Source organism: Pseudovibrio sp. W64 (assembly GCF_001623145.1).
In the GTDB taxonomy this organism is placed as follows: Bacteria; Pseudomonadota; Alphaproteobacteria; order Rhizobiales; family Stappiaceae; genus Pseudovibrio.
The window spans coordinates 1-14,034 of the sequence record NZ_LMCI01000030.1; the positions used below are offsets into that span (position 1 = coordinate 1).

Below are 14,034 nucleotides of genomic sequence, written 5' to 3' on the forward strand. Positions count from 1 at the left end.
GGTCGCTCCGCCAGCAGCCCGTTACGTAGGCATAGGTTCAGAGTATGGGAGGAATTCAGAAGGGGGATAAGTTTTTCTGCAACACCCCACCCACCGGTGTCTTCCCGGCCCCCGAGCCGGGATCCATAACCCCTTGCCTCAATCTTCCACTGAGGCGCTCAATCAATCTCTAACACGGGGAGTATGGGTCCCGGGTCTCCGCTATGCTCCGCCCGGGATGACAGTGGGGGAAACCAATTGGCTAAAGAGTAAGCCCACTTATCTGCGGGCAGATGATGAGCATCAGCCGAAAACTACGCCGACCACCTTCTCTTCACGCAATTCACCCATCGCCGTCCTCCCGGACAAGCAATGCGCAGATCCGGGAGCCAGAGCCACACCCACAATCGCTTCCACTCAAACGCACGAAGATGCTGGCCTGCGGGCACAATTCGCCCGGCCGCAGACCAGCAGGACACTCATGAAGGGCTGTGCAAGGGTAGTTGAGGCAGCCCTTGGAGTGCCGTTCACAGTGATCTAATCAAGAGACACCTTATCGGTATTGACCAGTGTTGGAGAGGCGACGCTGCGTGTCGCGTGACCGGAAAACCCTTTAGGGAAGGATCTGCCGGACAACGCATCGGTTAAAATTCCGCAGGTCTTATCAAGTGCCTCTAGGCGGTCAGATAATGCATGGTGCAAAGTGAAGAGAACGTCACGCTCACTGCTGTTCTTCATCCGCTCGCTCAGCACCAAATGCTGCATGTAAGCAAGGTTCTGAAGATCAGAAACAGCAAAGTTCACGTCATCAATTTCATTCTGAAGAGTATTTGTGGCGCCACAGGCGCATGCAGAGTCGTCCATATTCAAAGCCTTCTTTTCTGGCTGTTGAAGTTCCGCACGACAATGAGCTTGTGACGGCCCGCTGGCGAGCGGGAGGTTCACAACCTGGAAAAGACAGGCGAGTTTATTCCCTCCCGAAAGAGGTGTTGTATTCACCGCCCTCCCGCTCATAGCAAAGGGTTTGCGCCCTCAGAAAAAAGGCACAAAAAATCCGCTAGTTGACGGGAGCGGTTACCGCTTTTCAGAGGTTGTGAAGCCTCACATATGAATGTGGAATGGAACGCACCACCTGTCAACGAAAAGTTGCAGGATGATAAGAAGGTGTTGCTGCAAGGATACGCTGGTGAGACCCCACCACCGTCATCCAGCACAAGCGTAGCGCGATGCGGCCACCATCAACTGTTCAGGTTTGGTAAGACATGCGAGGCGGGGTCTGACCGCGTCACGATCTAAAGCCGTGCTCGGCTCTGATCTGGGACCCAACGACCTCCGCCTCGCTACCATTCAAGCACAAAACAAACACACAGGGATCCAGTTGAATGGCAAAAGCAAAAAGACAAGCAAGCAGCTATAAATTCGGGATCTTCGCTTAGGATGACACCGAGGGCGCTGCTATGCCTGAAGCCAACCAAACCGCAGAACCTGCAAAAAACCCGAGCATGAACACAAAAAACCCCGCTGATTTCTCAGCGGGGTTTTAGAAACCATAGAGGCCGAAGAGTAAATCTTACTCTGCAGAACCTTTAGCTTCAGCAGCTTTTTCAGCAGCTTTTGCAGCTTTTGCAGCATTAGCAGCCGCACGAGCTTCTTCGTTAAGACGCTTTGCGCGTACGTTGGTAGCTTCAACGATACGTGCGGACTTACCGCGACGCTCACGTAGGTAGTAAAGCTTCGCACGACGGACTTTACCGCGGCGAATGATTTCCACGCCTTCAAGCATTGGGCTGAAGATTGGGAATACACGCTCTACACCTTCGCCGTAAGAAATCTTACGAACGGTGAAGCTTTCGTTGATGCCGCCGCCGGAGCGTGCGATGCATACGCCTTCGTAGGCCTGCACACGAGTACGAGTACCTTCGGTAACGCGTACGAGAACACGTAGCGTATCACCTGGAGAGAACTCAGGAAGCGTACGCTTCTCTTCGATGCGAGCCATTTCTTCGGCGTCGAGCTGCTCAATGATATTCATGGCAGTTTCTTCCATTTTAAATATTGGTCAGAGCGTCCCTCAGTGGTCAAGCCACCGGGACGTGTTCACCAAACCTTGGCATTATGCCGGGAAGTGAAGTGGAACTAGGACCCTAGCGGCAAACGCCAGACAGAATCCACTCCAGTCGGCGCGGGTTTAGCCGATTTTTGAAGGTTTGTCATGAAAAAAGTGTAGAAAATCCGCTATCCACGGCTATTTTCTAGGTAATCCTTCCAAAGATCAGGCCGTCTTTCTTGAGTAATCTTTTCAGACATCTCAAGGCGCCACTGATCAATCAGTTTATGATTACCACTTTTAAGAATAGATGGGACTTCCTGTCCTTCAAACTCTACTGGGCGCGTATAATGTGGGTGCTCCAGTAAGCCATTCTCAAAGCTTTCAGATTCACCGCTCTCTTTGTTTCCCATAACACCGGGAAGAAGACGGACAATACTATCCAAAACCACATGAGCAGCAACTTCTCCTCCTGAGAGAATGTAGTCGCCAATAGACACTTCCTCGAGCTGACGTCCTTCTATGACGCGCTCATCAACACCTTCAAAACGACCACAGACGATAATCACACCCGGTCCATCAGCCAGTTCACGAGCCTTTGCCTGCGTAAATGGCTTACCGCGCGGGCTCATGAGCAACCGTGGACGTGTATCCTCATCCTCAGTCACATCATCGATAGCTTTGCCAAGAATATCAGGACGCAGAACCATGCCAGCACCACCGCCAGCAGGCGTATCATCAACAGAGCGATGCTTATCAGTCGCGTAATCGCGAATGTTGTTCGCTGTAAGAGACCAATCCCCGCGTTCCAACGCGCGTCCAGACATGCTCATTGCCAGATTTCCCGGAAACATTTCAGGGTACAGCGTCAAGATGGATGCACGAAAGGCCATAGGATACCCGTTGCTTAAGTAAGGTCAGTCTCTGGAATGTATTTTGATGCACAAACTGCAAAAATCACGCTGATGATCTCAGCAATGTCTGCATCTGATAATGCGAAAAATCAGCCTGCTTCTGGCTTAGAGCCATCTTCGGGTTCTTTTTCACCTTCATCATAAAAGCCTTCGGGAGCATGGACCTCCACATATCCCTCTTTGAGGTCAATGGTAGGAACAACAGCTTTTGTGAATGGGAACATAAGAGAATTGCCGCTCTTCGGGGCAACTTCAATCAAATCACCTGCGCCAAAGTTCAAAAGAGCCAACACAGTTCCAATTGCCTCACCCTTCTCATCAATGGCTTTCAGGCCAATGAGATCAGCGTGATAGAACTCGTCTTCGTCTTCCGTTTCAGGCAGTTTTTCGCGAGCAATATAAAGCTTCATCCCATTGAGGACTTCTGCTTCATTGCGGGTATTCACGCCCTCAAACTTGGTAACCACCACAGTTTTTTGAATGCGAGCCTTCTTAACTTTAAATTTGCGGCTACCGTCAGCATTTTCGAGCTTACCGTAATCGCCAAAAGAAAGCGGGTCATCACCAAATGGTTTGACCCGCACTTCTCCACGTATGCCGTGAGCAGCCCCGATCTGAGCCATTAGAATGCGGTCTTCAGGCTTGTTTGCCATTGCCGGCGTCTCCTTCTCAGATCGGGTATGCTTATATTATTCGGAAGCTGGTGCTTCAGCAGCTGCTTCTTCAGCAGCAGCTTTTGCTTCAGCTTCTGCAGCCAGCTTCTCGTCAAGACGCTCTTGAGCTTTCTTGCCGAGTTTCGCTTTATTTGGGTTGTTGCGTGGCTCACGCTTCATCAGGCCAGCAGCGTCCAGGAAACGCAGAACGCGGTCAGTAGGCTGTGCGCCATGACCAAGCCAATGCTTGATGCGCTCTTCATTCAGCTCAACGCGGTTGTCAGCATCTTTAGGAAGCATTGGGTTGTAACGACCAACGATTTCGATGAAACGACCGTCGCGTGGGGAGCGAACGTCTGCAATTACGACACGGTAGAAAGGACGCTTTTTAGTGCCACCGCGTGCGAGGCGAATTTTAGTAGCCATTGTTTATTTACTCCTAGGTATTCAGTCTGTGCTGTGTTCAGCAGCAATAGCTTCATGATGCCGAATGACTTCCTTCACGATGAAGTTCAGGAATTTTTCAGCAAAGTCAGGATCAAGATTGGCCTCAGCCGCGAGACGGCGCAGACGCTCAATCTGAAGTTTTTCACGGGCCGGGTCAGCCGGTGGAAGACCATGGGTTGCCTTCAGCTCCCCAACAGCCTGTGTGCAACGAAATCGTTCAGCCAACATATGCACCAGAGCAGCGTCAATGTTGTCGATGCTGGAGCGAAGTCCACCAAGGATCGCCTTGGCTTCTTCAGTTTTGTCGATCTCGCTCAATTACTTTTTCCCCTTGCCGAGCCCTGGCAAACCAGATGCTCCACCAAGACCGGGCAATTTAGGGCCGCCAGCTCCTGGCAATCCCCCGGGAAGCCCACCACCCGGTAATCCTTTAGGCATTTCCATGCCGCCCGGCAGCTGACCGGATTTGGCCATCTGCTCAAGCGCTTTAGGGTCGATGTTCGGCATTCCGCCGCCCATGCCTGGCATACCGCCACCCATAGCGCCCATCATCTTGCCGAGCATGCCCTTGCCTTTGCCCTTACCCATGGCCTTCATCATATCGGCCATCTGGCGGTGCATTTTCAAAAGCTTATTAACTTCAGCGACCTGCACACCAGAACCTGCAGCAATACGCTTCTTACGGCTTGCTTTAAGCAGTTCAGGCTTGGCACGCTCTTTCTTGGTCATAGAGGAGATGATCGCCATCTGGCGTTTGAACATGTTCTCATCAAGGTTGGCGGAAGCAAGCTGCTTCTTCATTTTACCAACACCTGGAAGCATGCCCATCATGCCGGACATTCCGCCCATCTTTTCCATCTGCTTCAGCTGTTCAGAAAGATCGTTCAGGTCAAAGTGACCCTTCTGCATCTTCCGAGCCATCTCTGCGGCTTTTTCCGCATCAATCGCTTCAGCAGCCTTTTCAACGAGCGAAACAATGTCGCCCATTCCAAGGATGCGATCAGCAATACGCTTTGGATGGAAATCTTCGAGCTCATCAGATTTTTCACCGGTACCAATCAGCTTGATCGGCTTGCCGGTAACAGCACGCATGGAAAGCGCCGCACCACCACGACCGTCACCATCCATACGGGTGAGCATGATACCTGTGATCGCGCAACGCTCATCAAAGCTCTTCGCCAGATTAACAGCGTCCTGACCAGTCAGAGCATCAGCAACGAGCAGAACTTCATGCGGGTTGGACGCAGCTTTGATCTGCTCCATCTCAATCATGAGAGGCTCGTCAATGTGACCACGACCCGCTGTATCGAGCATGACCACATCATAACCGCCAAGCTTCGCTGCATTCAGCGCACGCTTTGCGATATCAACCGGCTGCTGCCCTTCAATGATAGGAAGCGTGTCAATCTCGTTCTGTTCACCCAGAACTTTCAGCTGCTCCTGCGCTGCCGGACGGCGCGTATCAAGAGAAGCCATCAGAACTTTGCGCTTATCGCGCTGTGTCAGGCGACGTGCAATCTTGCCGGTTGCAGTGGTTTTACCCGCACCCTGCAGACCAACCATCATGATGCAAACCGGAGCCGGCGCATTAAGGTCGATCGGATGAGATTCCTCACCGAGCATCTCAATAAGCTGGTCATGTACGATCTTAACGACCATCTGACCCGGCTTAATGGACTTAACAACCTCAGCACCAACAGCGCGGTGTTTCACCTTGTCGACAAAAGAACGCACGATCGGCAGCGCCACATCAGCCTCAATGAGCGCGCGGCGAACTTCGCGCAGCGCTTCATTAACATCGGATTCAGAAAGCGCACCGCGTTTTGTGAGCTTATCTAGAATGCCGCCTAGGCGATCTGACAGATTATCGAACATGTCGTTCCTTTAAAATCTCGTTTCTGCACAAACACCTGAAGAAAACCAACTGGAGCCGTACACTCGTTCCTAGTGAATTTGGTGTCACCAAGCCAAAATTGCCACGGCAAATCGATTGCACATAGCAAAAAATCACCCGAGGGCGCAACGCGCTGTCGGGTGTTGACTTCTGGGATCTCTTTACACCTTTTCGGGTCCCAGTCAGTGGCTCCGGTCTTCACATAGAAGGAGTTAGGTCGGGTATCTACGAGAATACAGGTGCCGAGTCAAGCAAAACCGCCATTTGTTGGAGATTGTATAAGCTTGGATAAAAAGGAAAACTCACAGATGCACCAGGTTTCCTGCCAAGCTGGCTCACTATCAGCAAAAAAAGAGGCGATGTAGCGATGCTGTTCCGAAAGAACTATCTGTTTTTGCTGTCTCTTATCGTCCTGATCATCGGCTTCCTGCTCTACTGGGCCAACACCTATGTGTCTCCCTCTATCACATTCAACCCCAGTGACATTGGCGAAGACCCCGAAGAATACATCGCACGGGTAGAAAGCCGCTTTACAGACATTAAGCCCGGTCTCGAAAAGCAAATCATCTGGCAAAACCCCGACACCAAAGCCAAAACCGAATTTGCCGTCGTCTATATGCACGGCTTTTCTGCCAGTAAAGATGAAATCAGACCCGTTCCCGATCTCGTCGCCAGCTCCATTCAGGCCAACCTCTATTACACACGGCTTCCCGGTCACGCCCGTACACCTGCTGCTATGGGAGAACCGAATGTCGATGACTACTTCAATGCTTTGGCAGAAGCGCTCACAATCGGGAAAGCCATCGGCAACAAAGTCATCATTATCAGCACCTCATTCGGAGGTTCTCTAACAGCATGGATGGACCTGACTGATCATTCTCTAAAGGAGGACATAGAAGCAATCGTCCTCATCTCACCCGTTTTCGAACTGGCCGCAGCAGGAACCTCCCTGCTCACATATCCGCTTGCAGAGTACTATACCCCAATCATCGTAGGCCGTTATCGGGTTGCTGATCCGAATGCCAACTTTGAGGAGATCTACGCGTGGACCAACGCCTATCCGGCAACCGCCCTGCTTCCTCTTGCTGAAACCGTCAAACTCGTTGGCAGTCTGGATGCAGCAAACGCAACCATCCCAACCATGTTCATCTACGATATCCGTGACGAAACCTCAGATGAGCACACCACAGCGAAGTTCTTCGAAAACTGGGGCGCACCAAAGCACCGCCTCCTCATAACCGAGTCCGCAGGCAATCATCACGTCATCGCAGGCGACATCATCAATCCGGAAAACAACCTCCTCGTCTCCAACGGTATCATCGAGTGGCTTGGCTCCAGAGGCGTACCCACTGTCTACTCTCAATAAAACTTCCTGATGCTCTGATTTGATATTTCAACCCAAGCTGGAATAAGCTGGTGCCGCTAAGGAACAAAGGCACCCCATATGCTCTTTCGATATTTTATTTTTGTAGTACTGATTTTACTCGTAGGAGGCACAATTGCCTTCATGACAGGCCCAAGAGAACCACGCGATACAGAGATCACCTTCAAACCCGAAATTATGGGTGATGATCTCGAAGTGTATCTTTCAGAGAGTGAGGCCAGGTTTCAGGATATTCGTTCTGACACGGCCAAAGAGATCATCTGGTTCAATGGTGAGAAGAACAGCAAAACACCTCTTTCAATAATTTACGTCCACGGCTTTTCCGCCAGTAAACACGAGATCCGCCCTGTACCGGACCGCGTTGCAAATGAGATGGGCGCCAATCTTTTCTTCACCCGCCTGACTGGCCATGGCCGCTCGGGTGAAGCGATGGCAGAAGCCTCATTGAACGACTGGGTCAACGACCTCGCTGAAGCGGTCGAAATTGGCCGGCGCATTGGTGAAAAGACAATCATCATGTCCACTTCAACCGGTGGCTCACTTGCAGCTTGGCTCGCGATGCAGGACCACCCGCTGAAAGACGATGTGGCCGCAATGGTGTTTGTCTCACCAAACTTTGGTGTCAAAGCCGCTGGCGGGTTCTTGCTCGATATGCCGTTCGCAAGACACTATGTCCCTCTGATCATTGGCAAAACCCGCTCGTCTTCCAAGGCGCCATCTAAAGAAGAGCAAATGGGCTGGACCATCAGCTACCCAAGTGTAGCCCTCCTCCCAATGGCAACCACAATCTCAGTTTTGCAGGAACAAGACCCGGCAAAAGCAAGCGTACCTGCCCTCTTCATCTACAGCGAAAAAGATGAAACCATCGACGCAGCACTCACCAATATCGCCTATGACAAATGGGGCGCACCAAAACAGCGTCTGCTTATCGAAAGCTCAGGTGACGACAACAACCACGTCATCGCAGGCGACATCATCAGCCCACAAAACAACGATCTCGTGGTCTCCACCACAGTCCAATGGCTGAGCGATCAACTGCTTTAATACAAACGAAAAACGGGCGAGAAATCCCTCGCCCGTTCAAAACTCAACATTTTCAGTAATGCTTATTGCGAATAATCGCGCGCACCGAACACAGCAGAACCGACACGTACATGTGTTGCGCCGTGTTGAACAGCAATTGGGTAATCAGAAGACATTCCCATGGAGAGCTTTTCCAGACCGTTCCGCTTTGCGATTTTCTCAAGCAACGCGAAATGCATGCCCGGCGCTTCGTCAACTGGCGGAATACACATCAGGCCTTCAATCTCCAGCCCATACTCATCACGACACTTCGCGATAAACGCATCCGCTTCCTTTGGAGGAATACCAGCCTTCTGGTCTTCTTCCCCGGTATTAACCTGAATGAACAGCTTTGGCGCTTTGCCTTGCTTATCCATCTCAACTTTCAGCGCTTTAGCAATCTTATCCCGGTCCACAGTGTGGATCACGTCAAAGGTCTGAATAGCTTCTTTCGCTTTGTTAGACTGAAGCGGGCCGATCAGATGCAACTCAACACCTTCAAACTCCTCACGAAGCCCAGGCCATTTGCCCATCGCTTCCTGAACCCGGTTTTCACCAAACACACGCTGTCCAGCTTCTAAAACCGGCTTAATATCTGAAGCTTCGAATGTTTTTGAGACTGCAATCAACGTTACAGAGCCGTTCGGACGTTCAACATCCGTCTCAGCTTTTCCGATGTTTTCCTTAACCTCTTTAAGGCGAAGTGCAGCAGCGTCACTCATTCCTAACTCCAGCGAAAAATCCATATTGGAGACATGAAATGCGCTCCCTAAGGTCTAAATGCAAGAGTAGTTGCACTTCATTGAGAAATTTCTGACAAATCTTCTTGGTTTTTCCTCTGTCTACCGCTTGACCAAGCTGGCAATTTCTGGTGACAGTCCGAGCAAACCTAATTTGCTTGATCAGGGCAAAAATCAAACACACGGCGGAATAAATGGCTACGGATAGGTATAATGCACGCGCAACGGAAGCGCGCTGGCAAAAAGTATGGGACGAAAAGAACGTCTTCGAGACGGACAACGATGATCCGCGCGAAAAATACTACGTACTAGAGATGTTCCCTTACCCATCCGGTCGTCTACACATGGGGCACGTGCGCAACTACTCCATGGGTGACGTGGTTGCACGCTTCAAACGTGCACGCGGCTACAACGTTTTGCACCCGATGGGTTGGGATGCATTCGGCATGCCTGCAGAAAACGCAGCGGCTGAAAAGAAGGTACACCCAAAGGGTTGGACCTACGACAACATTGCAGCAATGCGCGGCCAGCTGAAAACAATTGGCCTGTCGTTCGACTGGAGCCGTGAATTCGCAACCTGCGATGAAAGTTATTACGCACAGCAGCAGGCCCTGTTCCTGGATTTCCTGGAAGCTGGCTTGGTTTACCGCAAAAACGCGAAGGTAAACTGGGACCCGGTCGACATGACCGTTCTGGCAAACGAACAGGTGATCGACGGCAAAGGCTGGCGCTCTGGCGCAGAAGTTGAGCAGAAAGACCTGACCCAGTGGTTCTTCAAGATCTCTGATCATTCCGAAGAGCTGTTAGAGGCAATCGACACTCTGACCGAATGGCCTGAAAAAGTTCGTCTCATGCAGAAGAACTGGATCGGCAAATCTGTTGGTCTGAAGGTCAATTTCGAGTTCACCGAAACCGCTCCAACCGGTGATGAGACTCTGGAAATCTTCACGACCCGTCCAGACACGCTGTACGGCGCGTCCTTCATGGGCCTGTCACCAGATCATCCGATCACGCAGAAACTGGCTGAAGACAACGCAGAACTGCAGGAGTTCATTGCTGAATGTCGCCGTATTGGCACGACAGCTGAAGCAATCGAAACCGCAGAAAAGCTTGGCTTCGACACTGGCCTGCGCGTCAAACACCCGCTGAATCCATCTTGGGAACTGCCAGTCTATGTGGCAAACTTCATCCTGATGGATTACGGCACAGGCGCTATTTTCGCATGTCCTGCGCACGACCAGCGCGACCTGGACTTCGCTCACAAGTACAAACTGCCAGTCAAAGCAGTTGTGCTGCCAGAAGGTGAAGATCCGGCCACATTCGACGTTGGCACCGAAGCTTACACCGGCGAAGGCTCCATCTTTAATTCCGAGTTCATGGACGGCATGTCCATCGAGGATGCGAAGAATGCTGTTTCTGACAAGCTGGAAGCGCAAGAAGCCAAAGGCAAGCAACAGGCGCACCGCGAAACCAACTACCGTCTGCGCGACTGGGGTATCTCCCGTCAGCGCTACTGGGGTTGTCCGATCCCTGTCATCCACTGTGATGACTGTGGTGTTCAGCCTGCGCCAAAAGAAAGCCTGCCAATCGTTCTGCCGGAAGATGTCACTTTCGACCGTCCAGGCAACCCGCTGGATCGTCATCCAACATGGCGCAATGTGAAATGCCCATGCTGTGGTAAGGATGCTCAGCGTGAAACCGATACCATGGACACCTTCGTGGATTCCTCCTGGTACTTTGCACGCTTCACCGATCCGAAGAACAGCAATCCGACCGATCCAAAGGTTGCTTCTGAGTGGCTACCAGTTGATCAGTACATCGGCGGTATCGAGCATGCGATCCTGCACTTGCTCTACTCCCGCTTCTTTGCACGCGCCATGCAGATCACCAAGCATCTGGATGTGAAAGAGCCGTTCAAAGGCCTCTTCACACAGGGCATGGTGAACCATGAGACCTACAAAGACCCTGATGGAAAATGGGTAACACCAGCTGAGATCAACATCATCAGCACCGAAGGCGACAGAAAAGCGGTGCACGCAGAAACCGGCGCTCCAGTCACCATTGGTTCCATCGAGAAGATGTCCAAGTCGAAGAAGAACGTTGTTGACCCAACCGACATCATCGACACCTACGGCGCTGATACAGCACGTCTCTTCGTTCTGTCTGACAGCCCGCCAGAGCGTGACATCATCTGGACTGAAGATGGCGTAATCGGTGCATGGCGTCACGTACAGCGCGTATGGCGTATCATTGGGGAAGTCTCAGAAAAGACCGAAGCCAACATCGCAAGACCTGCTGAGTTCAGTGATGAAGCAACAGCCCTGCGCCGTGCTTCTCATAAAACTCTGGCTGCCATCACAAAAGACTTTGATGGCCTTGGCTTCAACCGTGCTGTTGCCCGTCTTTATGAGTTCACCAACGCAATCAGCAAGGCGCTTCAATCAGACCTGTCCAAACCGGACATGGCATATGCTCTGCGCGAAGCAACTGGCTTCCTGCTGCAGCTCATGGAACCAATCACGCCTCATCTTTCTGAGGAATGCTGGTCCATGCTCGGCAATGAAGGACTGGTATCCACATCAAACTGGCCAGTTGTCCAAGAGGATCTGCTGGTAGAAAACACCATTACGCTTCCGATTCAAATCAATGGGAAGAAAAAAGGTGAGCTTTCTGTAGCAAGAGACTCTTCCAAAGAGCAGGTAGAAGAAGCTACTCTGGCACATGAGGCTGTTCAGAAAGCTCTGGATGGCAAGGCCCCACGTAAAATCATCGTGGTACCTCAGAGGATTGTAAATGTCGTTGTTTGATCGCCCTGCTAAATCAGGTCGCCCTTCCCGCCGGGTTCTACTCGGCGGGGCAACAATTGTTGCGGGTGCCCTTCTTCTTTCTGGCTGCCAGTTCCGTCCGCTCTATGGCGTTAGTCCAACGCTGTTAGGCGATGGTTCAGAGCAGACTCAGACCGTCCAGGCTCAAATGGCGGCAATTTCCATGAAGTTCCCAAGCTATGGAGATTCAGGGTCTATCAAGCGCATCAATCAGGTTCTGCGCAATCAGCTGATTTTCGCGTTCACACGTGGTGGTGATGCTCTGCCGCCAAAGTATCGTTTGGAAATCCTGACGGACAAGCGCCGTGCTGAAGTGGGTGTTGAGCAGCTGGCCGACGTGCCAACCGCTTACAACATCACCGTCAACACCAGCTTCGTTCTGGCAGATATCCAGACAGATCGTACGCTCTACACTGGCCGCTCCTTTGCCTCTGCATCCTTTGACTTTTCCAGTCAGCGCTTTGCAAACCTGAGAGCAGAACGAGATGCAGAAGACCGTGCTACCAAGGTTGTCGCTGCTGACATCAACACCCGCATAGCAAGCTTCTTTGCAACTCATCCTGTAGAGCCTGTAGAATAGGACCACTATGGTAGCCCTCAAAGCTGCTGAAATTGACCGGTACATCGCCAACCCGCCAGACTCCGTAAACCTCATTCTTGTTTATGGGCCAGACACCGGGTTGGTGAATGAGCGAGCGCAAGCACTCATCTCCAAAGCAGCCTCCGAGAATGATGATCCGTTCTCCCAGGTCAAACTGGACGCTGCTGATATCGCAGCAGACCCGAGCAGGTTGATCGATGAGGCTCTGACCATTCCCCTCTTTGGTGGCCGCCGCACTATCTGGGTCCGCGAAAACGGCACCAAGAGCGTGCTGCCAGCCGTCGAACCACTCCTCAAAAACAACGACTTTTCTGCCTTCATCGTGATTGAAGCCGGAGACCTGAAGAAGACAGCAGGCCTGCGCAAAAAGATCGAAGCCAGCAAAACCGCTGTCGCCATCCCCTGCTTTGCAGACACAGCACGCGATGTAGATCGTCTGATTGATGAAGAAACCCAGTCAGCAAATCTGCAAATCAGCAAAGAAGCCCGTATGGCGCTTCACACTCTGCTTGGCGCTGACCGCATTGCAAGCCGCGGAGAACTCAAGAAGCTGTGCCTCTACGCGATGAATGACAATCGCATCGAGGTCCATCATGTCGAAGAGATCATCGGCGATGCTTCTGCCTTCGCCATGGATGAACTAATCGATGCTGCAGCTTTGGGTGATACGATCACATTGGACCATGGCCTGGAGCGCCTCTCAGCCTCAGGGACGGACGTTGGCGTGATAGCCTCTCAAGCCCTCAGACATTTCCAAATGCTCCACCTGTGCCGCTTAAAAGCCAATCAACGCATTGCTGTAGAAGATGTTATTGGCGGCGTGCGTCCTCCAATCTTCTGGAAGCGTCGCTCGAAGATTGTCAGACAAGTTGAGATCTGGAATGAAGACTTTCTGGAACGCGCTCTGACCCGTCTCAACGATGCTGTCAAAGAGGCCCGCTTCAACGCCAATCTCTCAACTGCGATTGTGTCTCGTACCCTTTTGGCAATTGCTCAGGTAGCAAAAGCCTCAAACAGACGACGATAAACACGCGGAAGGTGGGTCGCCACCTTCCTCACAAACAACAACAATATTCGCGCAAAGCGAAGTCACAGGCACTCCTATGTCTCACTCACTCATCCACTGGATCAGGCTGAAGTTCGCTCAACACGAACTTTGGGCAATCAACTTCGCACTCCTACGCCCTCAATTGTCGCTTTTTGGAGCAGCATCATTGTGGGCCTGGATTTTCCCGCCATTGCTCAGCTTTGGTGTCTTAATCGGCTACCTCATGCAGAACTACGCGGTACTGGGATCAGTCATAAATCTGATCATAGGCCTGCCCGCACTAATCCTCTTGGCTTATTGGGTTTTCCGTTGGTACTTCATTTGCCTGGGTTTGATGTTCGGCCGTCGCAATATGGCTGAGAAAAAGAGAGCAGAAGTCAGTGCACGCATCGAAAAACTGCTTCCAGTCGTAGGCTAAGTCTGCTGGTCAAAAAAATCAT

14 protein-coding genes are annotated in these 14,034 nt (G+C 51.6%); 6 read left to right on the forward strand and 8 right to left on the reverse strand.

Annotated features, from left to right (window positions below):
• Positions 1-516: 516 nt before the first annotated feature.
• From PsW64_RS12820 to ffh, 7 genes are all read right to left on the reverse strand, one after another.
• Entirely contained in the window at positions 517-843 is a 327-nt protein-coding gene (locus PsW64_RS12820) for a hypothetical protein (protein ID WP_063286209.1), read from the reverse strand.
• A 706-nt stretch (positions 844-1,549) separates the two neighbouring features.
• A complete protein-coding gene (gene rplS / locus PsW64_RS12830; protein WP_063286463.1) occupies positions 1,550-2,011 on the reverse strand; it encodes a 50S ribosomal protein L19 in 462 nt (153 codons plus the stop codon).
• A 203-nt stretch (positions 2,012-2,214) separates the two neighbouring features.
• Positions 2,215-2,919 (reverse strand): tRNA (guanosine(37)-N1)-methyltransferase TrmD, encoded by a 705-nt coding sequence (gene trmD, locus PsW64_RS12835; RefSeq protein WP_057463234.1) that lies wholly within the window; start codon positions 2,917-2,919, stop codon positions 2,215-2,217.
• 110 nt (positions 2,920-3,029) lie between these two features.
• Positions 3,030-3,593, reverse strand: coding sequence for a ribosome maturation factor RimM (rimM, locus tag PsW64_RS12840; protein ID WP_063286211.1), 564 nt, complete (start codon positions 3,591-3,593; stop codon positions 3,030-3,032).
• Between the two features lie 36 nt (positions 3,594-3,629).
• Positions 3,630-4,019, reverse strand: a complete 390-nt coding sequence (rpsP, locus tag PsW64_RS12845; protein ID WP_063291231.1) for a 30S ribosomal protein S16 — start codon at positions 4,017-4,019, stop codon at positions 3,630-3,632.
• Positions 4,020-4,040: 21 nt separating this feature from the next.
• Entirely contained in the window at positions 4,041-4,358 is a 318-nt protein-coding gene (locus PsW64_RS12850; protein ID WP_063303867.1) for a chorismate mutase, read from the reverse strand.
• Positions 4,359-5,915 carry a signal recognition particle protein gene (gene ffh / locus PsW64_RS12855; protein ID WP_063294623.1) on the reverse strand — a complete coding sequence of 519 codons (1,557 nt, stop codon included), beginning with the start codon at positions 5,913-5,915 and terminating at the stop codon, positions 4,359-4,361. It lies immediately after the preceding gene.
• A 386-nt stretch (positions 5,916-6,301) separates the two neighbouring features.
• Between ffh and PsW64_RS12860 the strand changes: the two genes are divergently transcribed.
• Entirely contained in the window at positions 6,302-7,300 is a 999-nt protein-coding gene (locus PsW64_RS12860) for an alpha/beta hydrolase (protein ID WP_063303868.1), read from the forward strand.
• Positions 7,301-7,441: 141 nt separating this feature from the next.
• Positions 7,442-8,362 (forward strand): alpha/beta hydrolase, encoded by a 921-nt coding sequence (locus PsW64_RS12865; RefSeq protein ID WP_208980762.1) that lies wholly within the window; start codon positions 7,442-7,444, stop codon positions 8,360-8,362.
• A gap of 62 nt (positions 8,363-8,424) precedes the next feature.
• Here the strand turns inward: PsW64_RS12865 and PsW64_RS12870 are convergent, their stop codons facing one another.
• A complete protein-coding gene (locus PsW64_RS12870; RefSeq protein WP_057463226.1) occupies positions 8,425-9,102 on the reverse strand; it encodes a YggS family pyridoxal phosphate-dependent enzyme in 678 nt (225 codons plus the stop codon).
• Positions 9,103-9,314: 212 nt separating this feature from the next.
• Here PsW64_RS12870 and leuS point away from each other — a divergent pair, with 212 nt between their 5' ends.
• The 4 genes from leuS to PsW64_RS12890 all read left to right on the forward strand — a co-directional run bounded on the left by leuS (position 9,315) and on the right by PsW64_RS12890 (position 14,012).
• On the forward strand, positions 9,315-11,927 hold the full coding sequence (gene leuS, locus PsW64_RS12875; protein ID WP_063303870.1) for a leucine--tRNA ligase: 2,613 nt from the start codon (positions 9,315-9,317) through the stop codon (positions 11,925-11,927).
• Positions 11,914-12,525 carry an LPS assembly lipoprotein LptE gene (gene lptE, locus PsW64_RS12880; RefSeq protein ID WP_057463224.1) on the forward strand — a complete coding sequence of 204 codons (612 nt, stop codon included), beginning with the start codon at positions 11,914-11,916 and terminating at the stop codon, positions 12,523-12,525. Before leuS ends, lptE begins: the two co-directional genes overlap by 14 nt.
• A 7-nt stretch (positions 12,526-12,532) precedes the next feature.
• The gene (gene holA, locus PsW64_RS12885; protein WP_063303871.1) at positions 12,533-13,573 is read left to right on the forward strand and encodes a DNA polymerase III subunit delta; all 1,041 of its coding nucleotides are present in this window, start codon (positions 12,533-12,535) and stop codon (positions 13,571-13,573) included.
• A 76-nt stretch (positions 13,574-13,649) separates the two neighbouring features.
• Positions 13,650-14,012, forward strand: a complete 363-nt coding sequence (locus tag PsW64_RS12890; RefSeq protein ID WP_063286219.1) for a hypothetical protein — start codon at positions 13,650-13,652, stop codon at positions 14,010-14,012.
• Positions 14,013-14,034: the final 22 nt, after the last annotated feature.

Excerpts from the sequence above, each read along its gene's own strand:
- lptE (WP_057463224.1), top strand. The coding sequence starts at position 11,914 with ATGTCGTTGTTTGATCGCCCTGCTAAATCAGGTCGCCCTTCCCGCCGG.
- rplS (WP_063286463.1), bottom strand. The coding sequence starts at position 2,011 with ATGAATATCATTGAGCAGCTCGACGCCGAAGAAATGGCTCGCATCGAA.
- rimM (WP_063286211.1), bottom strand. The coding sequence starts at position 3,593 with ATGGCAAACAAGCCTGAAGACCGCATTCTAATGGCTCAGATCGGGGCT.
- leuS (WP_063303870.1), top strand. The coding sequence starts at position 9,315 with ATGGCTACGGATAGGTATAATGCACGCGCAACGGAAGCGCGCTGGCAA.
- PsW64_RS12865 (WP_208980762.1), top strand. The coding sequence starts at position 7,442 with ATGACAGGCCCAAGAGAACCACGCGATACAGAGATCACCTTCAAACCC.
- holA (WP_063303871.1), top strand. The coding sequence starts at position 12,533 with ATGGTAGCCCTCAAAGCTGCTGAAATTGACCGGTACATCGCCAACCCG.
- PsW64_RS12820 (WP_063286209.1), bottom strand. The coding sequence starts at position 843 with ATGGACGACTCTGCATGCGCCTGTGGCGCCACAAATACTCTTCAGAAT.
- rpsP (WP_063291231.1), bottom strand. The coding sequence starts at position 4,019 with ATGGCTACTAAAATTCGCCTCGCACGCGGTGGCACTAAAAAGCGTCCT.
- PsW64_RS12860 (WP_063303868.1), top strand. The coding sequence starts at position 6,302 with ATGCTGTTCCGAAAGAACTATCTGTTTTTGCTGTCTCTTATCGTCCTG.
- PsW64_RS12870 (WP_057463226.1), bottom strand. The coding sequence starts at position 9,102 with ATGAGTGACGCTGCTGCACTTCGCCTTAAAGAGGTTAAGGAAAACATC.
- trmD (WP_057463234.1), bottom strand. The coding sequence starts at position 2,919 with ATGGCCTTTCGTGCATCCATCTTGACGCTGTACCCTGAAATGTTTCCG.
- ffh (WP_063294623.1), bottom strand. The coding sequence starts at position 5,915 with ATGTTCGATAATCTGTCAGATCGCCTAGGCGGCATTCTAGATAAGCTC.
- PsW64_RS12890 (WP_063286219.1), top strand. The coding sequence starts at position 13,650 with ATGTCTCACTCACTCATCCACTGGATCAGGCTGAAGTTCGCTCAACAC.